Here is a 25225-nt window from a genome sequence, read left to right on the forward strand (position 1 = left end):
TGAGGTCCATGAAAAACAATAAAAAACAAATGAAAAAAAATATACTATTTATTTATTTCATCATAGGTGTCGTAATGATTTCCTTTGCTCAGGATGGTATACAAACCCAACCCGATGAAAATACGCGGATAGCCACCATAGAAAATAAGCTACAATTGCTTAGTGTTGATATTCCTGCGTTATCTCAAAAAGTAAATGTCAATATTTCAAATACTAGTTTACTAAATTTTTTAAGAGCTATTTCTCAAGCGCATCAAGTAAATATTAATATCTCTGAAGAGTTAAACTCTATAAACATCATTAATGGGTTTAACAATGTATCTGTATTAGATTTATTAGTTTTTTTAGTTAAGGAATATCAATTAGATATTGATTTCACTGGTAATATATTATCCGTACGTAAATATATCCCTCCTACTCAACCTCCTATTGAAAAAGATATTATAGCCAAGTATGATGTTACTCTAGAAACTTTAACAACAGATTTTAACAATGACCCTTTACCAAAAGTAGTTAGAAAAATTACCGAAATATCGGGTAAAAACTTACTGTATGCACCTGAGCTGAACACCAAAAACATTACATTGTTTATCGCTGATGTCCCTATTGATCTTGCTTTGAGAAAATTGGCAGAAGCAAATAATCTAGACTTTAACAAAACCAGAGATGGGTTTTACGAATTTGAATCCATCGAGGGAACTGGAGATCCAAATAATCCCGGAAGACCAAGAAGAAATCGAAATAATTTCTACTATAAAGTTATTGATTCGATCAACAAAACAATATCGGTCGATCTTAAAAACACTCCTATCTCTGATGTAATATACAACATCACAGAAGATCTTAATTTGGATGTATTTACTGCTTCTCCTCTCGAAAATGCGGGTACTGTAACCGTAAAAGCCGACGCTATAAGTTTTGATAATTTATTAGTGAAAATTTTTGAAAGCAACTCTTCAAACCCAGCCCCAACAAATACAACAAATCGTAATAATCAAGGAAACAATAACAACTCTCAAAACTTTCAAAATAACACTCCTGTTGTTTCGAACAATTTTACATTCAAGAAAGAAGGAGAAGTATATTATTTTGGTACGGAGAATCAACTTTCGGTTAAAAAAATTGAGTTGGTACAGATGATGCATCGTTCGATAGCAATGTTGGGAGATGCTAATCCAGCCGGAGGTTTTGGTTTTGGTAGTGGTAATTTTGGAAATAACAATTTTGCCACTGGAGGAACAAATTATTTTGGAAGCAATGGCGCTAATGGAGGCATAAACCAAGGTAATGCTAATTCTAGAAATAGAATTGGCTCTAATAATGGACTGTCTAGAAACAATAACTCTCAAAATACTGACGCAGGTTCAATTTCAGATATATTTCCAGCTAGTATTACCGAAGGTTTGGATATTAAAATCGATACTGAATTAAACAGTTTTGTTGTTAGCGGATCTGGTATACGGGTAGAGAAATTCAAGAAGTTCGTAAAATACATTGACAAACCTGTTCCTTTAATACTTATTGAAGTCATGATTCTAGAAGTAAATAGAACAGCTACAGTAGAAACAGGTGTAGAATTTGGATTAGGTAAAGAGCCTGTAAATGACCAAGGAGTTGCATTTCCTAGTGCGAATATTACCTTGGGTGCGCAAACCGTAAATCGTATTATTGGTGGATTCGATGGTTTTGGATCTTTAAACTTGGGTAATGTAGTTCCTAATTTCTACCTAGATATAAAAGCTATGGAAACCAATGGGAATGTCAAAATCCTATCCACACCAAAATTAAGCACATTAAATGGGCATAAAGCCTATTTATCAAGTGGGCAAACTACATACTATGCCGTTACAAGTCAAAATATTTTTGGTTCTCAAAACCCTCAAACGTCAGAGATTGTAAACTATCAACCTATCGATGCCGAATTAGCATTAGAATTTAAACCATTTGTATCCGGAGACGGACAGATCACACTAGACATTCAGGTAATTCAATCTAATTTTAGTGGCGAACGTATTGCCGAAAACGCTCCACCAGATATCAACAGCAGAAGATTTTCTTCAATTATGCGTATGCAAGCAAATGATGTTGCAATTTTAGGAGGTATTGAGCAAAAAGTAAAAAATGACTCAGGATCAGGAGTTCCGTTATTAGCAAGAATTCCGATTATAAAATGGTTATTTAGTAAACGAGTACGGGAAGATTCTAAGAGAAAACTTAATGTTATTATTAAACCAACTGTTTTTTATTAATGTTTAGCAAGTTATCTTCATATAATCCCATCAGAAAAACTTTCTTGACTCTAGAACATACAGAGCAAGAAGGTAAGTTATTGGTTTTAGGACTAGAAATACAGCTTAGAAAAGATGAACTCGATATTACTCAAAGTTTTACTTCAGAGAAACTTGAGAATATCGTTGATTTTGCAAAAACAAACACCAACACTACTTTGGTAATTACAGATGAAAATGTACTTACAAAAGAGGTTCATCATATTGGTACTGACAATGAGATTTTATCCGAAGGGTTTCCTAATTTAAATCTCGACGACTTTTATTATCAAATTCTAAAAACAGCTACCAAATCCTTTATCGCTGTTTGTAGAAAGCAATATGTAGATGATATACTTAATGACTACAAAAGCAAACAAATTAATATTTCTGAGGTTTCTTTAGGAAACCTTAAGATGGCCGCATTGTTACCTTATATTCATGATCAAGACATTATAAGTAACACCTCAATAATTCGGGTCGAAAATGGAAATATTTTGACTATCGATCAAAAAGATGCTCATATAACAACGACATATGATATCGAAAACTTTTCGGTGGATAACACTCATAGTCTTCCGTTGGCAATAGTGCTACATTCGTTTGCTAGTCAAGTAAAGATTACGGGCAATATTGAGGAAAGAAATATCCAATTGCAAAGTGCATTAAAAGAAGCTAGTTTTTTTAAAAAAACATTGCAATATGGTATCGGTTTTTTATTGATAACCTTATTAATTAATTTCTTTGTTTTTAATGCTAAATATAAGAAATGGCAAGGACTACAAGAAGAAATCCATGTCTATACCACTCAAAACGAAAACATACAAGAACAACAAGTTATTATTAGCGCAAAAGAGGCTATTGTTAATAGCATCTTGACAACAGGGTTTTCAAAAAGTTCATTGTATATAGATCAAATTATACAATCGCAACCTACAACGGTAATACTTGATGCTTTGGTTTACCAACCTATTTCTAAAACAATACGTAATGATAAACCAATCCTTCTTAAAGAAAATTTGATTTCTGTAGCGGGTAACTCAATAGACAAAGCCGATTTTACAGCTTGGCTAAATACCATTGAAAAATTAGATTTTGTAGATGCAGTAACCATCATTAATTATGGTGTAGACAAAAAGAATACTTCGAATTTTGAAATAACTATTAATCTAAGTCATGACACAGCGAAATAAAAACATTTTTCTAGTTTCTGGATTAATAGCTACGCTATTTTTTGCGTATTACTTCGGATTTGCTAAAACATTTGCAGTAAGCAGTGAAGTGGCCAAATTAGAGGATAAAAAACAAGCCTATCAATCGGCACCAGCTCAGTTGGCCGTCCTGGCAAATAAAGAAAAACAGCTAGACGAGATTCTTAAAAAAAATAATGTAGAAGGAAATTCTTTACAAAACAACATTCTTAAAACCTTAAATACGTTATCCAATGATTCTGGTTTTAGCATTGTTGCTTTTGAAGAACCTCATGCCTTTACTGATGAAACTACTCAAAAAACAACAACGACCTATAATTTCACACTACAAGGAGATTATAAATCTTTGATTAATGTAGTTTATGCCTTAGAGCAAAAATATAGCTTTGGTAATGTCATCCAGGTAAAGTTTGAAAAAAAGAAGAACTTCAGAACCAGAGCTACATTTTTACAATGCACTGTTTTATTACAGCGATTGAATTAAAATTTAAATTAATGATGAAAAAAGTATTCACATAATGAATTATAAAAAATACAGTATACTACTATCTATCCTAATACTAGTAATTAGTTGTCATACGATCAAAGTGAATAAGTCTGCTATGCATACGGCTATTACTTCTCCCATAGCACTTGGTGTAATCGGCATACAATATGATAGGGTATTACATTCGGATTTTAAAGAAACCACTATTCCTAGTTATAAAAAAGGAATTAGAGTTGATGTGGCTACAGAAACGTTTAACGCATCTACATACAAAGCCTATTTGCAAAGTTCACAAAACAACAAACAAGGCATTACTTATATAGATTCTAACAAGACTAAGCCGATGTTTATTAAGTTAGATCTGATAGATCGAGTAACGATCTTATCAGAGTTGAAAGATCGAGCTAATGATCAGACGGTTCAATACTTGAAAAATCAAAAAAACGCAGGTATAGTCACATCCGTTTCTATTGGATTATCTGAACCAGTAATCCAAGAAATTTTAAATGCCGAAGCTGTATTTCTTATTAATAAACAATACAAGCAATATCAATTATCATTAGTTAAGAATGGTGCATCATACAAAACCATTGACTTTGCATCAACTACTGTTTTTGGCTATCAACTTTCCTATTTCTGTTGGGGTATGGATGACAAGCGAAAAATTGTCTTATCAGACATCGTAGAAGAAGCATCTTCTTGCCCAAAAAACACATATCGAGATGCCAGAAAGGCGAAAGAAAAAATGGATTATTTCAAGTTATAATCACTAAAAAATTATGAAAAAGCACATCGTATATAGTTTATTTTTAATCATTCCTTTCTTCGGATGCGAAGAAGCTTTTATAGAAAAAGATTTATCGGACGATACCATAGCTATTGTGGCTCCAAGAGATGGGTCCGAAATTGAAGATTCTTCGATAAACTTTAGTTGGGAAGGCGTAGATCAGGCAACTTCTTATCGTCTACAAATCGCAAGACCTAACTTTGAAAATGCAGCACAAATTGTAGAAGACACCACCGTGACTGCGACAAATTTTAATGTTAGTCTCACAAAAAATAGTTATGAATGGAGGGTTCGTGCTCAAAATTCTGGATCTACCACTGCATATGCTTTAGCTGGATTTAGTGTTATTGAACCCACAGATTTCTCTTCACGCCAAGTATTATTAGAATCTCCTGCGAATGATTTAATAACTAATGATGTAGCGATTACTTTAGAATGGCAGGTAGTCCCTGATGCAAATTCCTACAGAGTACAATTACTCGATGGATCTAATGCGGTAGTACAAGAAGAAACTCTTAACGGTACTTCTTTAGAACTTACTTTTCCTGAAGGAATAACCCAATGGCAAGTACGAGCAGAAAATGCTACTCAAAACACATTATACACCACGAGATCATTAACAATAGATACCATGGAACCTAATGTCCCTACAATTACAGCACCAGCAAATGATGCTACATTGACCGATATTGCTGTAAGTTTTACTTGGACTAGAGAGGCAGTTGCAGGCTCTGCAGAATTTGATAGTATTTATATCTATGAAGATGAAGCCTTAACACAATTAGCAACCAAAGATAGAGTAACATCACCATCAGAAATTACGTTAGAAGCTAGTAAAACATATTATTGGTTTTTAAAAGCTTTTGATGAGGGTTCTAATGAAAGTGAAGCTAGTACAACATCTAAATTCACCATAAACTAAGACCAATGTTAAAAGGCAAAAAAGGGTTATATATTTTACTACCTCTAGTAGTATTTATTTGGGGGGCAATTATTTATCAGGTAACAGATGCTTTTTCTGATGATGATCCTTTGGCTACCGATTCAACTGCCATAACATTTTCAAAAATTGAAGGAAAAGAGCGCGATCATTTTTTGATTAGTTCGGTTACTAGAGATCCTTTTTTAGGTACAATGTACAAACCTAAAAAAGAGCCTGTTAAAAAAATAACTCCTAGGGTCAAGAAACCCGAAGTTACCTGGCCATCTGTTACATATAAGGGTATGGTAACTGGTAATCCTGTGATTTATTTGATAGAAATAAATGGTACTGATCAATTAATGCAGCGTAATGAAGTTGTTTCTGACATTAAACTTATTAAAGCGTCATCCTCATGGGTACAATTACGATTCAAAGGAGAAGCCAAGCGATTTGAAATTTTAAATTGAAAGTAAGACACAAAATAAAAGCGCAAGCCATGCAATTTGCATTGCTTATTTCGGTAATTATTGCCTTGCTTTTAAGTGCTTTTTTATTACTAACTCATGTACAATCATTTTTTAAAATCAAATCAAATGAGTTACTAAATGCCACGGAGTTATCGAATCAACAAATTTTTAAATCCTTATCGGAATCGATTTCAAAAGACACATTAATTGTTCAAGAACATGCAAAAACGCAAAAAGTAATTGCTAGCTATTATGGAGCTTGGACAAAGGCATTTTCTGAAATTACTATCCACAATAGAAAAGTTTCAAAAACTGCTTTTGTAGGATCATCAAATGACAATACTACTCCCAACTTATATTTGGCCAATACCAATTCGCCATTAGTCGTAGTAGGAAACACAAGATTAGAAGGACGTAGTTATCTGCCCAAACAAGGAATCAAAGCAGGAAACATATCGGGTAATTATTATCAGGGATCTCGTTTACATTACGGGCAAACTATAGAAAGTGCAGAAACTTTACCAAAATTAAGTTCAGAATGGATTTCATACCTTGAGTCTATAACTAATGGGGCTCTAATAGATGACACACATAGTATTAGAGTAAACAAAGACATTAAATATAGTTTTTATAAACCTCATGTCATTATAAATGATCCATCAACTATCGTTTTGGGTGATGAAAAAATCATTGGTAACGTAATCATCCAATCAGGAACAAAAATAATAGTTAATGCACCTACTCGGTTAGAAAATGTATTACTCATTGCACCTCATATTGTTATTGCCAATAATGTTAAAGGAAGTATGCAACTTATTGCTACAAAAAAAATAGATATTGGTACAGGATGTTATTTCTCATACCCTTCGGCAGCATTACTTTTTGATAAAAGCAGACCCGCAAACAACACTCAAGGAAATAATCAATTGCGCAAAGATTTAAATTTTACAATTGATAAAAATACTGTAATTGAAGGTTCTGTGGTATATCTCACAAAGCATATCAATAAACAGAATAGAGTCAAAACTCATCTCAAAATCGAACCTAGCGTTGAAGTAATTGGAGAGGTGTATTGCCAAGGGAATATAGATTTTCAAGGAACGGTTCGAGGAGCGCTATACGCAAATCAGTTTATTGCAAATCAATCTGGATCCATTTATTTAAACCACATTTATAATGGCAAAATCCTAACAAATCCTATACCTAACTATGCCGGATTACCTTTTAATGATACCAAAAAAGCTATAGCAAAATGGTTATATTAAAAAGAATTCGTGGCGCTACATTAATCGAAACACTTACAGCTTCGGTTCTTATAATTATTGTATTCATGATTGCCAGTCTTAGTTTTAATAATATTTTTAATAATCATGTTAAACGGAATCAAAGCGCGATAGAAAATCGAATTAAAGAATTAGAATACCTAACTATACATCAAAAAATCAAATTACCGTATACTGAAGATTTTGCAGGATGGGATATCGAAGTAGTTAGTCATAAAAATACTGCATCATTAACGTATACTAAAGAAGGAAAAGAACTCATTAAAATACTGTATTTAAATGATTAATTACCATCAAAAAATAAAGGCATTTACCCTTACCGAGGTTATGGTGGTTATAGTCATATCTGCTATTGTAGTTGGCCTTGCTTTTTCGATTTTAGGAATTGTACAGCGCAACATGAGTAGTATAGAAGATAATTATGCCTACCAGTCTGAAATGCAATCTCTAGAAGTAGCCCTTACACTAGATTTTAACACCTACACTAGTGTTCAATGGAATGCAAGAGAAGAGATATTAAAATTATCCTCACCCCTCGGAGAGCGGCAATATATATTCTCGACAGATAGTATTACTACTGATATTGATAGCTATTTGATAAAAACTAAAAGTAAATTATTCTATTTTGAAGGAGAACAGGTAAATTCTGGAAGAATTGATGCCGTAAAGCTTACCTTTGATAAAACAACAGATCTACATCGTATTTTTGTGTTTAAACACAACGATCCAACTATTCATTTTTGAGTATGGGAATTAAAATTGCAGATACCAAAAAACAAAAGATAAAAGATAATTCTTTTGATATTTCTGAGATATTAACCAAAGAAATATCTCTATTTGGTAATGCTTTTAATAACAAAAAAAAGGAGCAATGGTATGCAGAGCTTAGTATATTATTAAAATCAGGTATTGATCTAAAAAGTGGATTAGAATTACTTTCTGAAACGCAAAAAAAAGAAAAAGATCGTGAATTAATGTCTTCCATGACATCACAATTAGTAAATGGAAGTTCTTTTTCAGAAATACTTAAAAACAATAAAAACTTCTCTGATTATGAATACTATGCTATCAAAATTGGAGAGCAAACAGGGCGACAGGCACAAATTACCCTTGAACTTAGCGAATTCTACAAACGTAAAAATGATTTAAAACGAGAGATCATTTCTGCGCTTACTTATCCTGTTATTGTTTTATGTACGGCTTTAATCGTTATATTTTTTATGTTACGATATGTTGTACCCATGTTTGTAGATATTTTCAAGCAAAACAAAGTAGAACTTCCTGGTATTACCAGAGGAATTATAGGTTTCTCAAATTTTGTAGAAGAGCATGGCGTAATACTATTAGGGATGTTTGCTATTTGCATTATAGCATTAATTTTTATCTCGAAAAAAGATTGGTATCGAAGAATCCTAGGTAAAACGCAACTTAAGATCCCGATTTTGGGGAACTATTTCAGGAAAATATATATGGCACAATTTACACAAGCACTTTCTCTCCTTACCTCTGCCAAAGTGCCTATGGTAGATAGCATTAATTTGGTAAAAAACATGATCAATTTTTATCCTCTTCAAGAAGGTTTGCGTAAAACTAATGACGCGGTTATCGCCGGTGATAAACTAAGTGCCTCCTTTTCAAAAAGCACTGTTTTTGATAAAAAAATGATCGCCATGGTTCGCGTAGCAGAAGAAACTAATCAAACAGAATTCATTTTTCAAAAACTAAATGAGCAATACAACCAACAGGTCAAACACCAATCTCAAGTAATTTCGAATGTACTCAACCCACTACTAACTATATTTGTAGGAATAATTGTAGGAGTTATTCTAATTGCAATGTATCTACCTATGTTTAGATTAAGTAGTGTGATCGGTTAGCGTTATATTAAGTTAAAAAAACCAAGAATTTAGGGGTATAATCCTTCGAAATAAAAAAATAAAATACTTACATTTACTCAACTTATCGTAAGCCCAAAGAGTGTAATTGGAATTTATTATTGTATCACTTAACATAAAAATAACCAATGAAAAGTATTAATACTAATACCATTCTTCAAATTGTAGCGCTTTTATTTTTGGTCATTATTGGCTATATGACTTTTAGTTCTGGATCTAAATGGGATATTATAAAATCAGAATTAGACAGAGCACGGGATGAGTTAAAAATCTCTAAAGAAACACTTGTAACAACAAAGAGTAATTTAGAAAATTCAAAAAGGGAGTTTCAGAAAATGAAAGCTCAAAAAGATCTTATTATCCATAAAAGGGATTCGCTAATCTTTGATTTCAAAAAGAAGAATGCCAAAGATTGGGAGGAATTACAGCGGATTAAAGATTCTATAAAGTTTATTAATGATAAACTAGCTAGAGACAGAGCTATTGTAGATGGCTTATTAGGTCTAAATAATTAACTCCTCGAGATAAGTTTATCGTACTACAATCAATATTACCAATTCACACATCATGAAAAAAATAATATTCTTTTTAATATTTGCTGTTTCGCTTTCCTACGGTCAGGATCTTGATTCGCTTAAAGTTATTGAAATACCTAGATCCTATGCAGATCGCGTTGGTAAACCTTTTCGAGTTGCGGAAGATAGTCTGTATCTGTTTCGAACTTCGGAAGTTTATTTGGTAAATGTAAAATCCTTTGAAGCACTTACCAATGTGTATTTAAGCACATTAGATCAAAATAAAATGACCAAAGATCTTATCGAAAAATATACTAAAACGCTAAGCCGAAATATAGATCTCGAACGTAAATTAAAAATCAATTTTAGAGCCTCGGACAGTTTGGATCTCGAGGTATATAAACGAACTCAAACCACATTAACCAACACACAAAGAGCACTCGACTATACTATAAATAGTCTAGAAAAAGCCTCTACTAGTTTAGAAATTGTAGATAAAAATGCAAAACGGCAACGAAGAAAAAGTGCCTTCGAGAAAATTCTTTTTGCCATTGGCGGCGTCGGTATTGGTGTGCTAGTGGGAGTATCTCTCTAGATATCTTCGTACAATCTTATGTTCCTTAAAAACAAACAGGCTACTTGAAAACAAGTAGCCTGCCTTAGAATAATCAATGGGACAAAACAAAGGACTTAAATTATTATATTATCCATTTACCTATTCACTTTTTGGTCATTTTAATCACATCCAAGATCGACTCTAGACGTAGTATCATTATTCGGAAAACAATTCCCAGAATTTACCGCCAAAGGCACATACCTAGATAAATTAGGATCCCGTAAGCCATTTTCAATAAATAATGTAAGATTATCAATCTCCTTTTTTGTTAGACTTATTGCTCCAAACTGAGGCGCTAAATTTTGTGTTGGCACTTCGGTACTTTGAGTTATTCCTTCATTTTTATACTCAATGACATCTTTAACAGAAGTAAATGTTCCTCCGTGCCCGAAGAAACCACTATCTATCAGGTTGTACAATGTAGGAGTTTTGAATTTATAATTATCCGAAGAAACTTGGGTAAACCCACCTCTTCCTTTTTTTACATTATCAAAACCTGCTTGATCAATTACTAATGCTGTTACAGAATCATCAAAATCTCCCATACCGAAAGCATAGAAATTTTTATCATTTAAAGCTGGTCCTGTATGGCATTCATAGCATCTTCCTTTACCAAAAAATACCATAGCTCCTCTTTTTTCTTCCTTAGAAAGAGCACTATATTCTCCTTTTAACCATCGCTGCCAAGGAGATTGATTAGGTAAAACAGTTCTTTCATAAGCTGCAATGGCAAGTGCCGCGGTTTGTGTTGTATATCTATCGGTTATAATGACATCGGGGAAAGCATTATCAAACATTTGTGTATACCCAAACGAGTTTACAAAATCACTATCGATCAATAACCTATGAACCCCTTGTCCTTTTATAGCTTGTATCTCAACTCCTTCAAATCCTAGAAAATTTTCTGGTATATTAGTCCAATTAGCTTCAGTACCTATATTGGTTCCTGAGCCACCAAATTGGCCATTCCAAAGCATCACATCTTGATAGGCAACGTTTAATATTGTAGGAGAGCGAATAGGTTGGATATCTACCGAATCTACAATGGCGTTTTGAGGAATTATTCTAGTGTTACCATTACCGCCAAAACCTACACCTACTTCTCCTATCCCTTGTCTTAAACCAGAACTAAACCCCGCTGCCGCATGATGGCAAGAAGCACAGGAATAAGCAAAGAGATTGGTAATTATTTTAGGATTACCCCCAGTTGCTGTTTCATGAAACAGCAGTTTTCCGAGGGCTATTTTTTCTACTGTAATTGGATTTAATGGATCTGTTGGAATATTAGCAAAATCATCGCTATCCGGAAGAGTGAAAAAATCAACTCCTATGCCATTCGACGCATTTTCTAAATCCTTGATTAGATTTTTATCTAAGCCATTTCCATTCTTAATCAAAATTGTATCTATCGAATTCTCACCTATAGTTATATAGTTATCCTTTTCGCAAGAAAATAGGACAAAAATTAATATTATAAAGTATTCTTTTTTCATTTAAGTAAGTTTTAATTAATCATTCTTAAGCCTAGCAAAGATTATGAATCAGAATTAGTGTAAGGTATTTTTCTCAGGTTGGGTATAATTCTAATTCACAATCTATTGCAGGCACTTAAAAAAAGTGGTTAGTTGGCTTTATATACTAGACCAATAGAAACCGTTGAGGCTCTATCATAATTTCTACCTTCCATATTTACACTATACCCAGAAGAAACTCCAAAATTATTCTTATAAACAGGTATATATAAATCTAAATATAGATTAGTGTAATCTACTTCTGTTTCGGGAAGCGCATTAGGTCCGCCGGCTGCTACAAACTCTTGAGAACCAATATCAAAACCACCTAAGGAGTTTTGAATACCTATTTTAGCATGCGCATAAAACCATTTATTATAATAGCCAAGTTTGGCACTATACATTGTAGCATTGGGCACCTCAAAATCAGAATTATCTCTTAAGCTATAAGCAGCTTGTAGTTCTACAAAAATATTTGATGGTGTAGCTAATTGAATAAAACCACAGCCTTCAAAAGCAGTTGCACCATTTCCTAATGAGAGTATCCCGGCTTCTTCATAACCTCCAATCGGTAAGGTCACCCCGGTTGCTCCTCCTATAGATACTTTTGAAGCATTATCGAATTGTTTTTCAATTATTTTGGCTTTAAAAAGTACACTTAAATCTTGTACTCCTTCAACTTGATCTGTATCTAATACTGGATCGAGAACTCCTTCTTCATTTCTGGTTGAGATATAGGGTATATTAACCGTTGTAGACAACCAATCTAGCACACCATATTCTCCATATATACTCACTATAGATGAAGAAATCTCTCCCATATTCATGGGGTTATTTTTTGCTAAGGTTTCTCCTCTATAAAAATTATCAAAGCTTTTATAAGAAAAAGACGTCGCCACTGTAAGTTCATTTTGTTTCGGAAAGAAACCATTTATAATAGTTTGTGCCGATAGTGACGAAATGGAAGTAAAACAAAGCACCCATATCATTTTTTTTGGATTAATTACATTGATCATAATAGATTAATTTTGGTTTTAAAAGTATTTACAATAGCATATAAGAATGGTGTATTAAACCATTTCATACGCAATAATTTATTGTGTTGTTTTAACAAAAATCTTTAGTGAAATTTAAGAGCTTTCCTCCACCCTTATGAAATGGAGGTATGATGAATACAATCGTATTCGAATCAAGAAACTTTTCTAGTTATTGCTAGTAATAGGAGTTTTTTTATGGTTTTTATTTAAACTCCAGTCATAGGTAATGTAGTTTTCTTCCTTTATTTTAAGGTTCCTATCTATTTTAACTTTTGCATATTGATTGATAAAGTCGATTACATCAATGTTATACGACGTAAAATCATCTTCGTACCATTTAAATATCTCCGAAACTCGAACAGTACTAGAATTAATCTGATTTCTTTGAGGATCATTAATAAACTCTCTAGTTCTTTCTTCTAGAGATTCATTAATGTTTGCACTAGTATACGCTCTATTCCATAATCTTGGCGAGGACATAGAACCGCAGTTTAATAAGAAATGAATCCTTGGATCTCCAAACTTTCTTAAGATACTATGTTCGATATCATCAAGGCTATAGCGTACATTTTGAGTTTTAAACGCTTTTCTTTTCCATGGATTTTCTATTTCATTTATAGAACCTATTGGGTATTCGTCGAGGATCATTTTCATCGCAGTGGCGTTGTATACATTAAGCCAATACGCCAATTTTTCTTCATGACTCCAATAGTCTTTTGGAGATATTTTCTGAAGATGTCTAAAATATGTATAGAAAACAGCTACATCGGTGGTTACACCTTCATAATCGACCATACCATCTTCTGTCACATTAAGAATCAAAATTTGATCCCAAGAAGAATGGTCTACATTTTCTTGACAATAAATAGTACTAAATAAAAAAAAGAATACAATAAAAGGGTTAGTTTTAAGAGATTTCATTGGATTAGTTATTTTGGGGTTAATATTTGTTAAAATCATTGTTAATGAAGTTAACATACGTAATTCAATATACAAATTATAAGACTAATTATTAATTAAAGTGTCATTTTAAGTTACAAAAACACTTAAATTATTATAATTTAGCATTAAATTGTAGTTTTTTTACTGTAAAACCATCAAATAATATCATTTATTTTTTATCGTTTTTAAAAAAATCAAGGTTAAACCGCACTAAATCAAAGGATTAAACTATAATTAAAATAAGTTTTACCTTAAGTTTATTACTGGATTTTTCTTCAAATCAAAAAAAAATTCTTATCACATCTTCGTCCTTTACATCAATATATAATCAAACCAATCTCACCAAAAAAATGATTAAATTATAAAAAATTTATACTATCAAAACACAAGTGTTTTTAGATCTTTTCGACGTAACTTTTCAAACCTTTTATAATTCTAGTTTATATGCCGGAGTTTATTTCCAAAAAAAATAGCTGTTTTAATCTTTGCCCTATCTAAAGGTAAAGATTAAAACAGCTACTATAAGCTGATAAAAAATCATCTTTTGTAAGCTTATTATTTGAGGATCACTACTCTTTAAAAGTGTTTTCAAAATCCTGTAAAATTTCTTTCATTTTTTTTACGGATATAGGTTTAACGATATAATCACTCACTCTTTCGTATGACTTAGCTCTTAAAACATCTTCAGGATCAACAGATGAAGAAACGATATAAATAATGATTTTTTTAGCGCAAGGTATTTTTATAAATTCCTCTAAAAACTGCCAACCATCTAATATAGGCATATTTAAATCTAACAAAATCACATCAGGTAATTGGCCATTTATAAGAATAATCTCCTTTAGATTATCCAAAGCTTCTTGACCATCATTAAAAACCAATATTCTGTCGCAAAAATTAGTCACTTTCATAACTTTTTTAATTCCATAAACAAAAATAGGGTCATCGTCTATGACACACGCAGTATCAATTCTTCTCATATTTCATAAATATTTTAAAAGTCGTTCCTTGATTCACTTTACTTTGCACTTCTATTTTACCTCCAATAGCTTCTACCTGATTTTTGGTAATAAACAACCCTATACCTCTCGAGTTTTCTATATTAGAGTGAAAAGTTTTATACATCCCAAATAGCTTTGATCTATATTTAGTCAAATCAATTCCTAATCCATTATCTTCAATTTCTAATACAATATACTCACTATTTTTTGTTGCCGTAAGTGTTATATGACTTTTTCTTTCTTTGGATCTATATTTAATTCCATTTGTAATAAAATTGAGGACTATACTATCTAAATATGCTGGGATTGCCAATACTTCAATATCGTCTTGCACAAAATTATTTACTTCTACTTCAGATTCGATTGTAATTGCCGATACACTCATGGTAACTTCGTCAATAACTTTTTTTAAGCCAACCGATACCAAGTTTTTATCCAAAGAAGTATTAATCAAGACCACTTCATTAAGATGAGAAATTGTTTCTGAAAGGTTCTTCGATGCTGTTTTAAACAGTTGTATAATTTCATGATTTTCGATCTCGGGGTTTTCTTGAATATATAAATCTAATAGCATTTCAAAGTTTCCTGAATGCGATTTCAAATTATGAGAAACGATATGGGCGAAATTTTTCAATCTTTCATTTTGATCTTCGGTCACTCTCAATAACGATTTTAACTCTTCCTCTTTTTTGATTTTTGTAATATCAGAAACATGTATTACGATACCTCCTATCTTATTTTCATTAGAGTACCAAGGTTGCAACTCCCATGTGAGCCATTGGATATCTCCATTTTCTTTTTGGATTTGTTCTTCATAATTTTTAAACACTTCTCCTTTTAAGCATTTTTGATATTTCGATCTCCAACTTTTACTTATTTGAGGAAGAATTTCATACTGCGATTTTCCAATAACTTTGGTATTCTTAATACCACAAACTTCGAACCATTTTTGAGATGCCGCCAGATAAGACATTTTATTATCAAACATGGCAATAGCACTAGGTGTTTGCTTTATAAAAAGTTTGTTTCGTTCTAAATCTTTTTTCTTTTTTGTTATTTCTTGATGAGATCCAACCATCCATTCTGGATTTCCTTCGGCATCCCAACTCACCACTTTACCTCTATCCAAAACCCATATCCATTCTCCATTTTTGTGTTTCATTTTAAATTCACACTCATAAAAAGGAGTATTATTAACAAAATGATCTTTTAGTAGTTTATTCGATTTTTCTTGATCTTCTACCGTCGAGTGTTTTACCCAAGTATCTAAAGCAATGGGTTCTAATTCGGCCAGTGTATATCCAATGATTTCAGCCCATTTTTGGTTCAATATCGTTTCCCCAGTTTTCACATTCCATTGCCAAGTCCCTAAGCCTGTACCTTCAATGATATGCATATAATTATCTATTTGTTGTTTTAAATCTTCCTCAGCTTTCTTAATTTTAGTAATATCTGTATGTGCACCAAGCATTTTTCTTGGTTTACCTTGGTCATCACGCAATATAATACCACGGCATTGAATCCAAACAGTATGCCCTTGTTTATGGCGATAACGAACTATTTGATCAAATGGATGCGAAGGATCTTCAGCATGTCTAGAGAAATTAGCATACACTTGTTGTAAATCTTCTTTAAATATAATGTCTTGCCACGAAGAAGCTTTGTGTGGCATTACACTGGGATCGTAACCTAATGTAGTCCAAAACTTAGAGTTCATCCATTCATTTTCTGGAATATTTAAATCCCAAAACCAAAGACCGTCTATTGCCGCTTCTTGTAGGAATTCAAAAATAGCACTGTCTTTTTTTACAAGATCGTATAGCTCTTTCTTTAAGTAATTCTCTTTACTATCTGGGGCTAAATCAACATCCACTTTTTTTTCACGTTTCATATTCATGTATTGCTTTTGTAAGAGAAAAAAATCTTAAAGAAGAGCCCATACTAAATTAGGGAATATTCCCTTAAGAGAAATACTCTAAAACCTCAATAATGATACGGATTAACAACGGTAAATTATTCAAAATCGAATAATGACGACAAAAGGCAGTTTTAATTTTTCTATGTAGTACTAAAATTGATTTTAATCTTACTCGAAGATTACAAACTATAAACCATTATTTTTATTCGAAGTATTCAAAAATGTCAAATAAAAAACCTCTACAAACAATTGTTTGTAGAGGTTTTTAGTACTCAAGGTGGGAATCGAACCCACACTCCCGAAAGAACTGGATTTTGAATCCAGCGCGTCTACCAATTCCGCCACTTGAGCATTTATGAATGAATTGGACGGCAAAATTAAAAAAATATTTATTCTCTGCTAGCAAATAAGTGATAAAATACGAGTCTTAGTTGAAATAAATTTTTAAATTTGCACCTTGTTTTTCGAAATTCAGTTTTAACTCATTACAATACAACAATTTACCCTATGTCGACCGCAGTTACAGAAGCAAAGTTTTTCGCGTGTAATCAAAGTACAATACTTGCAGAAAAAATAGTAGCAGCCTACGGGGCAAAATTAGGTAACGTAATTACCTCTACGTATAGTGACGGTGAGTTTCAACCATCTTTCGAAGAGTCTGTAAGAGGATCACGTGTATTTATTATTGGATCTACACATCCAAACTCTGATCATCTTATGGAAATGTTATTAATGTTGGATGCTGCCAAAAGAGCTTCAGCTAGACATATTACAGCTGTATTACCGTATTACGGTTGGGCTCGCCAGGACAGAAAAGACAAACCAAGAGTTCCTATAGCTGCAAAATTAATTGCAAAAATGTTGGAAACGGCTGGAGCAACAAGGATAATAACTATGGATCTGCATGCAGATCAGATTCAAGGGTTTTTTGAAAAACCCGTTGATCATTTGTTTGCCTCTACCATTTTCTTGCCATACTTACAATCACTAAATCTTAGTGATTTAACGATAGCTTCTCCGGATATGGGTGGTTCTAAAAGAGCCTATGCCTATTCTAAAGCATTAAAAAGCGATGTTGTTATCTGTTATAAACAACGAGCAAAGGCTAATGTAATTTCTCATATGGAATTAATTGGAGATGTAACCGGTAAAAATGTAGTGCTTGTAGATGACATGGTAGATACCGCAGGAACATTAACCAAAGCAGCAGATCTTATGATCGAAAGAGGTGCAAAAAGTGTTAGAGCAATCTGTACACACCCTATTCTTTCTGGAACTGCTTATGAAAAATTAGCAAATTCAAAATTAGAAGAATTGATCGTAACAGATTCTATTCCGTTACGACAAAAAAGTGATAAAATTAGAGTGGTAAGCTGTGCAGATTTATTTGCGGATGTTATGCATAGAGTGCATCACAACGAGTCTATCAGTTCTAAATTTATAATGTAAATTAATAATAAATAAATTTTAAAATGAAATCATTAACAATCAATGCATCTCAAAGAGAAAGCGTAGGCAAGAAAGCAACAAAAGCCTTACGTAATGCTGGACAGGTACCTTGTGTTATTTATGGTGGAGACACTATTGTACACTTTGCAGCGCCAGAAATTGCTTTTAAAAACTTAGTGTACACTCCAGACGTTCATACCGTGGTAATTGCGTTGGATAATGGCACAAAAATCAATGCAATCTTACAGGACATTCAATTTCATCCTGTAACAGACAAAATTATTCATATTGATTTTGTTGAGATTTTTGACAATAAACCAATCACTATGGAGATTCCTTTCAGAACAGTAGGAAGTTCTCGTGGTGTTCGTAATGGTGGTGTATTACGTTTTAACCTAAGACGTATCAAAGTAAAAGGTCTTGCTTCTAAATTACCAGACGTAATCGAAGGAGATATCACACAGCTTAAAATCGGAAACAAATTATCTGTTACTGATATCGCTAGTGATGATTTTACTATCCTACACCCAGAGAATACTGTAGTTTGTATGGTTAAAACTTCTCGTGTGGCTGTTGAAGAAGAAGAGGACGAAGAAGAAGAAGGAGCTGCAGCAACTGCTGAAGGTGAAGGAGCTGAAACTCCAGCTGCCGAAGCTTAAATCTTATAGATTTATAAAGTATAAAAAGCATTCTGATTCTATTTCAGGATGCTTTTTTTATTTTTACACAAATTGTGAGATCTCTATGACGTTCTCGCAAAAACAAAAATGATATGTTATCTTTCTTCAAAAAATTATTCTTAAAACGAGAAGAAGAAAATCAAGAAAATCCTATGAAAAAATTTCTGGTTACTGGTTTGGGTAATATAGGCCCTAAGTATCACGATACCCGACATAATATTGGTTTTAAAATTCTAGATGCATTAACCAAAGAGGAAGACCTTACATTCGAAACTAAAAAACTAGGAGATATAACTACATATAAATTTAAGGGAAGAACTCTAATTCTATTAAAGCCAAACACCTACATGAATCTTAGCGGTAAAGCAGTTCGTTATTGGTTAGAAAAAGAAAAGGTACCTTTAGAAAACCTATTAGTAATTACCGATGATATCAACCTTACTTTTGGAACAATACGTGTAAAAGCAAAAGGCAGTGCGGGCGGTCATAATGGACTAAAAGATATCGAAGCTCAATTAAACACATCGAAATATTCACGATTTAGATTTGGAGTTGGAGCAGAGTTTAGCAAAGGGAGACAAGTAGATTACGTACTTGGAGAATGGAATGCCGAAGAAGAAGCTGCTATGCCCGAACGATTAGAAAAGGGAATTGCCCTAATTAAATCCTTCGCAACAGCAGGTCTTACAAATACAATGAACACCTTTAACGGAAAATAAAGAAATGTATCCCAACATTTCCGTAATTTTATACTACAAAAACTTTACTTCTTGAAACTATATAATAGTGCCAACACATACGATAATAATACACCAACTGTAGTTACTATAGGCACTTTTGATGGTGTACACATTGGCCACAAAAAAATAATCGAACGACTTATAGAAAGTGCAAAAAGAAATGGTTTAAACTCGGTAGTTCTCACCTTCTTTCCTCACCCTAGAATGGTCTTACAACAAGATTCTAACATAAAACTCATTAATACGATTGATGAGCGGATTCAAATTCTCAAAAATACTGGTTTAGACAGTCTTGTTATTCATCCTTTTACAAAAGAATTTTCACGTCTTACTGCAGGAGAATATGTACAACAAATGCTTTTGGACTGCCTTAATATTAGACATGTAATTATTGGATATGACCATCGCTTTGGCCGTAATCGCAATTCTAATATCACAGATTTGGCTTCTTATGGAATCCAAAACGATTTTACAGTAGAAGAAATATCTAAACAAGACATTGATGATGTTGCTATTAGTTCTACCAAAATTCGCCAAGCATTATTAGAAGGTGATATTAGCAGAGCTAATATGTATTTGGGATACAACTTTATGCTTACAGGAAAAGTAATAAAAGGCAAAGAACTTGGGCGCAAGCTTAATTATCCTACCGCCAATTTACATATTGCCGAAGATTATAAGTTAATCCCGAAGAAAGGAGTGTATGTCGTGCAAGCAAAAATAGATAATAAATTGTACTTTGGAATGATGAATATAGGCACCAATCCAACTGTAAATGGCACACAACAAAGTATTGAGACACATTTTTTTGATGCTTCTTTTAATCTATACGACAAAAAAATACAAATCGAAATGCTTAAACGTATTAGAGATGAAAAAAAGTTTGACTCTGTAGATCAATTACAAGAGGCCATGCAAAATGATGAAGATTTTTCTCGAGAATACATAAATTCATTGGTATGATTAATCGTTGGTTATTCACACATATCGACAACAGTGCTCTTATTATTTTCAGGGTTTTCTTTGGTTTTCTAATTGCCGCAGAAGCTATCGGAGCCATCTTTACAGGATGGATAACCCGAACCCTAGTAGAACCAAAATTCACCTTCAATTTTATTGGTTTAGATTTTTTACAGCCGCTACCAGGTAATGGCATGTATTTCTATTTTGCCATAATGGGCATATTTGGTTTATTAGTTATGGTCGGTTTTAAGTATCGATGGAGTATGATTGCCTATACAATCATGTGGGCAGGAGTATATTTTATGCAAAAAGCTTCATATAACAATCATTACTATTTATTATTATTGCTTTGTATCATGATGAGTACATTACCAGCAGGTAATTACTTTTCTATAGATGTAAAACAAAATCCAGCGCTGAAAAAAGTATCAATGCCTCGGTGGTGTGTATTGGTCATAATAACACAATTATGGATCGTATATACCTATGCCTCGGTGGCAAAGTTTTACCCCGATTGGTTAGATTACACAGTTGCTAAAAACTTGATGGCAGGTAGGGCGCATTATCCTATTGTTGGCGATCTTTTACAAGGTCACTGGACTCATGTAAGTATTACATATTTTGGTATTTTATTTGACTTATTAATTGTACCGCTTCTTTTATGGAGAAAAACCAGACTAGCAGCTTTTTGTATCAGTATCTTCTTTCATTTATTTAATTCTATTGTTTTTCAAATTGGGATATTTCCTTATTTATCATTAGCCTTTACCGTGTTTTTCTTTTCGAAAGAACGTATTCATCGTATTTTCATGAAAAAGAAAGAGTTCTATAACGCCCACGAAATAATAATCCCATCGTACAAAAAAATACTAATTCCTATTGCCTTGGTTTGGTTCGTTATTCAAATCGCGTTACCATCACGTCATTGGCTTATCCCTGGAGATGTCTTATGGACAGAAGAAGGGCATAGAATGAGCTGGCGCATGATGCTTAGAGGTCGTTCTGGGACAACAAATTTTTATGTTCTGGACAAAAACGACCCTAATGCCAAACAAGAATATATCGACAAGAATACATATTTATCGCGAAAGCAACTTCGATTAGTTTCTGGCAAACCTGACGCCATGTGGCAGTTTGCGCAATACTTAAAAAAAGAAGCCGCTGCAGAAGGAAAGGATATTGCTGTATTTGTTAAAAGTCGTGTCTCTATAAATGGAAAAAAACGAAAAACGTTTATTGATCCAGAAGTGGATTTGGCAAGTACACCCTGGAACTATTTTGCAACTAATCCTTGGATTATAAAATACGCAGAAGAAAAAGAAGAATAGAACATAATTATTATTCCTTTTTTACTTATTTCCCTTCTCTTAACCATGTATCTGGATCTAGGTAGAACATTTTTCGATTACCCTGTATTACATTGGGATCACGCAACCACCAATACGGAAAAGGCGTAGTTATAGCATAATGCAAATGCGAAGGTGTGTTTATGGCATTACCTGTATTACCTACTGTACCTAATGAGGTGCCAGGTTTTACAGGTTGTAACGGAAACGCATCGATTTGATTAAGATGTGCATAATAATGAAATCGCCATTTTGGACCCAGTACCATAACGCTTTTACCTCCTTTTCCTCCTTCATAGGTGTAGCATACAATTCCGTATGTAGAAGATATTACATCAGTCCCTTTTTGTTTAAATATATCGATCCCCTTATGAGTGATTGAACTGCCCCAAGGATATGCCCAAAACGAATTATCATCCCAATCTGCAATAGTAGCACCTCTTACCGGGATAATCATTTTTTGGGGTAATGCAAAACCAATCACAATAATGATAAGAGGAACAAGTGTGAACTTTCTAGTTTGTCTATCTCTGTACAAACCACCCATAAAAGTAAACAATGAGACTAAAAAACGTTTCGTCGTATTCGTAATCATATGATCTAAATATACGAATAATCAACCTCTACTGTTCCAACACAAAAAGTAAGTTGTGCATTGGGGAATATTTTAAAACAGAAAATTTCACAAAGGCTTTTTTTTAGATTAATTTTTAGTAACATTGTATTCGATTAATATAGTCATATTAATCATGCTACCCACCCTATTTTAATTAAGTGTAAATCTAAACGTTTTACCAGAGTTTGATTGTTTGTTCAAAAACAAACAATAGGCTATTAGTTGCAAAAAATTAAGCTAATGAAACATAATTCTAGCAAAACATAAGAACACTTGTTTTTTATTAAATCAAATAACTAATATTAAAAAGCAATGAAAAAAAATCGTAATCGTATAGCCAGTGTTCTTTTTATAGTTCTACTAAGCATACTTAATTCTTGTGGTAGCGATGATGCATTACCACCAGATACCACTCCTCCTGCAAACATTACATTAACTCTTAATGATGTAGCTGGAGATGACAACACAGTAATTCGAATAAGCAATACAATTCAAGTTAAGGCAAATGCTAGTGATGATGTAGGCGTATTCAAAATCGAATTATTTATTGATAATCAAAAGATAGCTGAGGATACAACGGCTCCTTTTGAACTTACTGCAGATGTATCATCTTTTGAAACAGGAGAGCACATTTTAAAAGTTACTGCTTCAGATGCTGCTGGTAATACAGCTTCAAAAGAGAGTAATATATTTATTGATAATACAATGCCATCAATTACTAATCTTTCTATAGAAAACAATACTATACTTGGTGGTGATGAAAATACACTTACTTTTGATGTTACTGATGATGCAGGAATAAATACTGTAGCCGTACTTATTAACAGTGTTTCTATAGCCGAAATCACTAATGAAGACTACGAAGTAATTATAAAAACTAACGCATTAGAGGATGGAAATAATGAAATTAAGATCGTTGCTACGGATGACACAGGGAACGTTTCGACTGTTATTCAAAACTTTGTTGCGGATAATACTGGACCTCAAATTGAAGTGAGTAATCTAGTTGAAGATCAAATCATCGATAAAATTTTAAACTTTAAGCCTGAAATTACAGATATCCATTCTGAAGTTGTTTCTCTAGAAATTTTATTTAATGATCAGCAAATCAAACTTTTTGAAAATATCTCTAATTTTGATTTTGATTTTGATCCTGAAATATATAATGTTGGTCCAGGGGTCTTTAAATTTGTTGCTATTGACAATCTTGGTAACCAAACAGAGAAAATAATTACTTCAAAAGTTTTGAGGGCATTATTACGACTAGAACATCCAACTAATTTCATTAATCAATACACTAGTGAATTTTGGATTTTTGCATCTAATCCCGATGGAACTACAATTTCTGCACAGCAAATAGAGAGAGGAACAAATCAAACTGTTTTGTATGCTCCCGGAGAATTCAATACCTCAGATGAATTTATGATTACTTTTTATAGTCATGAGAATACGGTTGATAGCAGAACTTCTAGTAGAATTTCTACGATTCAAAACCTAACTAGAGTCCTACCAGAAACAATCACTATATCCGATTTAGATAGATCTGTAGGTGTGATATCTCAAGAATTTAATAATATAGGGTTCCCAGAATCCTCAATAGTTAGGACCGAGGGGAAAGATCATTTTGGAAATAAGTTAAGCCAGACATCTAGTTTTGAAATTACTCAAGGCGTTACTTTGGGTGATATTTATTGGTACTATTACGATTTTCCAGATGCCAATGGCGCTTCATATAAATATCTTAAAGTTAATACTCCATTAGCTAATGATTTTGTTTTGAAATTCTCTGATTTTGGGACGACCAATGTCGAATTTAAAACCTTAATTACAAATTCGAATAAAGATGTTCTTCTTAGAATCTTCGGTTTCGAAACTCAGGAAGATTTCAATAATAATGAGTTTCACGAAATTTATAGGAATTATAATATCAATAATTTTACAGGAAATCCTGTTGGATATCCTTTAATAAATTCTTTTAGTAAATATAGACACAGAATAAGTTTTGGTGATTATACTACTGAAAGAGAAGGCCCTCCTCTTGCTACATATGAACGACCAAACTGGACTATTGATTATAATCTTGTCAATAATAATTTGAACCTGACCAAAAGTGGAGACGGTCATACTCTAGGAAGAGCTTGGCTCAGAAATTCCAATACTATTCCGACCGAATATAGCTGGACATTGGTATACGATAGTCAAAAAACATCCGAAGTCATTTTACCCGATCTTCCTGAAGAATTGGCTCATCTAAATTTCTATAACTTCCTAAAATCTAACACTTTAGAAGTAAGTCAAGTAGAGCTGACTGCATATCAAGGTATATTATCATATGAAGAATATGTAAATCAAATAATACGATACAAAAAGAACTACTACCAGGAATCTGACTATGTGGATTCTATATACAAAACCAGTCTTGGGCAATTTTTACTTACCGATTTCTTTTTCTAGAGTTTTTCAAATTAAAATCTAAATAAAGACTTTTTGTATTAAGGTAACACTGAAATAAAAAGCATTTTTTAAACAAAAAAGCTTCCATAAATTGGAAGCTTTTTTATATACAGTTATA

General features: G+C 32.8%; 24 protein-coding genes and 1 tRNA gene. 18 read left to right on the top strand and 7 right to left on the bottom strand.

Annotated features, from left to right (window positions below; all coding sequences use genetic code 11):
- Positions 1 to 29 precede the first annotated feature (29 nt).
- The 12 genes from DK508_RS15120 to DK508_RS15175 all read left to right on the top strand — a co-directional run bounded on the left by DK508_RS15120 (position 30) and on the right by DK508_RS15175 (position 10429).
- Positions 30 to 2249: a type II secretion system protein GspD gene (locus tag DK508_RS15120; protein WP_109302732.1), complete on the top strand. Its 2220-nt coding sequence runs from the start codon at positions 30 to 32 to the stop codon at positions 2247 to 2249.
- Positions 2249 to 3460 (top strand): hypothetical protein, encoded by a 1212-nt coding sequence (locus DK508_RS15125; RefSeq protein ID WP_109301630.1) that lies wholly within the window; start codon positions 2249 to 2251, stop codon positions 3458 to 3460. The genes DK508_RS15120 and DK508_RS15125 overlap by 1 nt, the downstream gene beginning before the upstream one ends.
- A complete protein-coding gene (locus DK508_RS21375; protein WP_200831877.1) occupies positions 3444 to 3962 on the top strand; it encodes a hypothetical protein in 519 nt (172 codons plus the stop codon). Before DK508_RS15125 ends, DK508_RS21375 begins: the two co-directional genes overlap by 17 nt.
- A gap of 34 nt (positions 3963 to 3996) precedes the next feature.
- Positions 3997 to 4731, top strand: coding sequence for a hypothetical protein (locus tag DK508_RS15135; RefSeq protein ID WP_160114731.1), 735 nt, complete (start codon positions 3997 to 3999; stop codon positions 4729 to 4731).
- Between the two features lie 13 nt (positions 4732 to 4744).
- The gene (locus DK508_RS15140; protein WP_109301633.1) at positions 4745 to 5674 is read left to right on the top strand and encodes a hypothetical protein; all 930 of its coding nucleotides are present in this window, start codon (positions 4745 to 4747) and stop codon (positions 5672 to 5674) included.
- Between the two features lie 5 nt (positions 5675 to 5679).
- On the top strand, positions 5680 to 6141 hold the full coding sequence (locus tag DK508_RS15145; RefSeq protein ID WP_109301634.1) for a hypothetical protein: 462 nt from the start codon (positions 5680 to 5682) through the stop codon (positions 6139 to 6141).
- Positions 6138 to 7406 (top strand): hypothetical protein, encoded by a 1269-nt coding sequence (locus DK508_RS15150; protein WP_109301635.1) that lies wholly within the window; start codon positions 6138 to 6140, stop codon positions 7404 to 7406. Before DK508_RS15145 ends, DK508_RS15150 begins: the two co-directional genes overlap by 4 nt.
- The gene (locus DK508_RS15155; protein ID WP_109301636.1) at positions 7394 to 7711 is read left to right on the top strand and encodes a hypothetical protein; all 318 of its coding nucleotides are present in this window, start codon (positions 7394 to 7396) and stop codon (positions 7709 to 7711) included. Before DK508_RS15150 ends, DK508_RS15155 begins: the two co-directional genes overlap by 13 nt.
- Positions 7704 to 8168, top strand: a complete 465-nt coding sequence (locus DK508_RS15160) for a prepilin-type N-terminal cleavage/methylation domain-containing protein (protein WP_109301637.1) — start codon at positions 7704 to 7706, stop codon at positions 8166 to 8168. Before DK508_RS15155 ends, DK508_RS15160 begins: the two co-directional genes overlap by 8 nt.
- A gap of 2 nt (positions 8169 to 8170) precedes the next feature.
- Complete coding sequence (locus DK508_RS15165) at positions 8171 to 9301, top strand: type II secretion system F family protein (RefSeq protein WP_109301638.1); 1131 nt, start codon at positions 8171 to 8173, stop codon at positions 9299 to 9301.
- Positions 9302 to 9447: 146 nt separating this feature from the next.
- Positions 9448 to 9834 (top strand): hypothetical protein, encoded by a 387-nt coding sequence (locus DK508_RS15170; RefSeq protein WP_109301639.1) that lies wholly within the window; start codon positions 9448 to 9450, stop codon positions 9832 to 9834.
- A 52-nt stretch (positions 9835 to 9886) separates the two neighbouring features.
- The gene (locus DK508_RS15175) at positions 9887 to 10429 is read left to right on the top strand and encodes a hypothetical protein (protein ID WP_109301640.1); all 543 of its coding nucleotides are present in this window, start codon (positions 9887 to 9889) and stop codon (positions 10427 to 10429) included.
- Positions 10430 to 10569: 140 nt separating this feature from the next.
- Here DK508_RS15175 and DK508_RS15180 read toward each other — a convergent pair whose 3' ends face one another.
- From DK508_RS15180 to DK508_RS15205, 6 genes are all read right to left on the bottom strand, one after another.
- Positions 10570 to 11943 carry a cytochrome-c peroxidase gene (locus DK508_RS15180; protein ID WP_109301641.1) on the bottom strand — a complete coding sequence of 458 codons (1374 nt, stop codon included), beginning with the start codon at positions 11941 to 11943 and terminating at the stop codon, positions 10570 to 10572.
- A 128-nt stretch (positions 11944 to 12071) separates the two neighbouring features.
- Positions 12072 to 12977 carry a hypothetical protein gene (locus tag DK508_RS15185; protein WP_109301642.1) on the bottom strand — a complete coding sequence of 302 codons (906 nt, stop codon included), beginning with the start codon at positions 12975 to 12977 and terminating at the stop codon, positions 12072 to 12074.
- 186 nt (positions 12978 to 13163) lie between these two features.
- Entirely contained in the window at positions 13164 to 13919 is a 756-nt protein-coding gene (locus DK508_RS15190; protein ID WP_160114732.1) for a DUF547 domain-containing protein, read from the bottom strand.
- A 590-nt stretch (positions 13920 to 14509) separates the two neighbouring features.
- Complete coding sequence (locus DK508_RS15195) at positions 14510 to 14920, bottom strand: response regulator (protein WP_109301644.1); 411 nt, start codon at positions 14918 to 14920, stop codon at positions 14510 to 14512.
- Positions 14907 to 16832 carry a PAS domain-containing sensor histidine kinase gene (locus DK508_RS15200; protein WP_160114733.1) on the bottom strand — a complete coding sequence of 642 codons (1926 nt, stop codon included), beginning with the start codon at positions 16830 to 16832 and terminating at the stop codon, positions 14907 to 14909. The genes DK508_RS15195 and DK508_RS15200 overlap by 14 nt, the downstream gene beginning before the upstream one ends.
- A 296-nt stretch (positions 16833 to 17128) precedes the next feature.
- Positions 17129 to 17210: transfer RNA gene (locus DK508_RS15205), tRNA-Leu, on the bottom strand.
- 156 nt (positions 17211 to 17366) lie between these two features.
- On the opposite strand from DK508_RS15205, the gene DK508_RS15210 reads away from it, so the two are divergent.
- The 5 genes from DK508_RS15210 to DK508_RS15230 all read left to right on the top strand — a co-directional run bounded on the left by DK508_RS15210 (position 17367) and on the right by DK508_RS15230 (position 22019).
- A complete protein-coding gene (locus DK508_RS15210) occupies positions 17367 to 18308 on the top strand; it encodes a ribose-phosphate pyrophosphokinase (protein ID WP_109301646.1) in 942 nt (313 codons plus the stop codon).
- Between the two features lie 23 nt (positions 18309 to 18331).
- Positions 18332 to 18967, top strand: a complete 636-nt coding sequence (locus tag DK508_RS15215; protein WP_109301647.1) for a 50S ribosomal protein L25/general stress protein Ctc — start codon at positions 18332 to 18334, stop codon at positions 18965 to 18967.
- A 113-nt stretch (positions 18968 to 19080) separates the two neighbouring features.
- Entirely contained in the window at positions 19081 to 19707 is a 627-nt protein-coding gene (gene pth, locus DK508_RS15220; protein WP_109301648.1) for an aminoacyl-tRNA hydrolase, read from the top strand.
- Positions 19708 to 19758: 51 nt separating this feature from the next.
- On the top strand, positions 19759 to 20691 hold the full coding sequence (locus tag DK508_RS15225) for a bifunctional riboflavin kinase/FAD synthetase (RefSeq protein ID WP_109301649.1): 933 nt from the start codon (positions 19759 to 19761) through the stop codon (positions 20689 to 20691).
- Positions 20688 to 22019: an HTTM domain-containing protein gene (locus DK508_RS15230; protein WP_109301650.1), complete on the top strand. Its 1332-nt coding sequence runs from the start codon at positions 20688 to 20690 to the stop codon at positions 22017 to 22019. Before DK508_RS15225 ends, DK508_RS15230 begins: the two co-directional genes overlap by 4 nt.
- Before the next feature lie 25 nt (positions 22020 to 22044).
- On the opposite strand, the gene DK508_RS15235 is transcribed toward DK508_RS15230, so the two are convergent.
- The gene (locus DK508_RS15235) at positions 22045 to 22632 is read right to left on the bottom strand and encodes a M23 family metallopeptidase (RefSeq protein ID WP_109301651.1); all 588 of its coding nucleotides are present in this window, start codon (positions 22630 to 22632) and stop codon (positions 22045 to 22047) included.
- Between the two features lie 333 nt (positions 22633 to 22965).
- On the opposite strand from DK508_RS15235, the gene DK508_RS15240 reads away from it, so the two are divergent.
- Positions 22966 to 25107: an Ig-like domain-containing protein gene (locus tag DK508_RS15240; RefSeq protein ID WP_109301652.1), complete on the top strand. Its 2142-nt coding sequence runs from the start codon at positions 22966 to 22968 to the stop codon at positions 25105 to 25107.
- Positions 25108 to 25225: the final 118 nt, after the last annotated feature.

Origin of the sequence: Aquimarina sp. AU474 (assembly GCF_900312815.1) — a bacterium.
Lineage (GTDB): Bacteria > Bacteroidota > Bacteroidia > Flavobacteriales > Flavobacteriaceae > Aquimarina.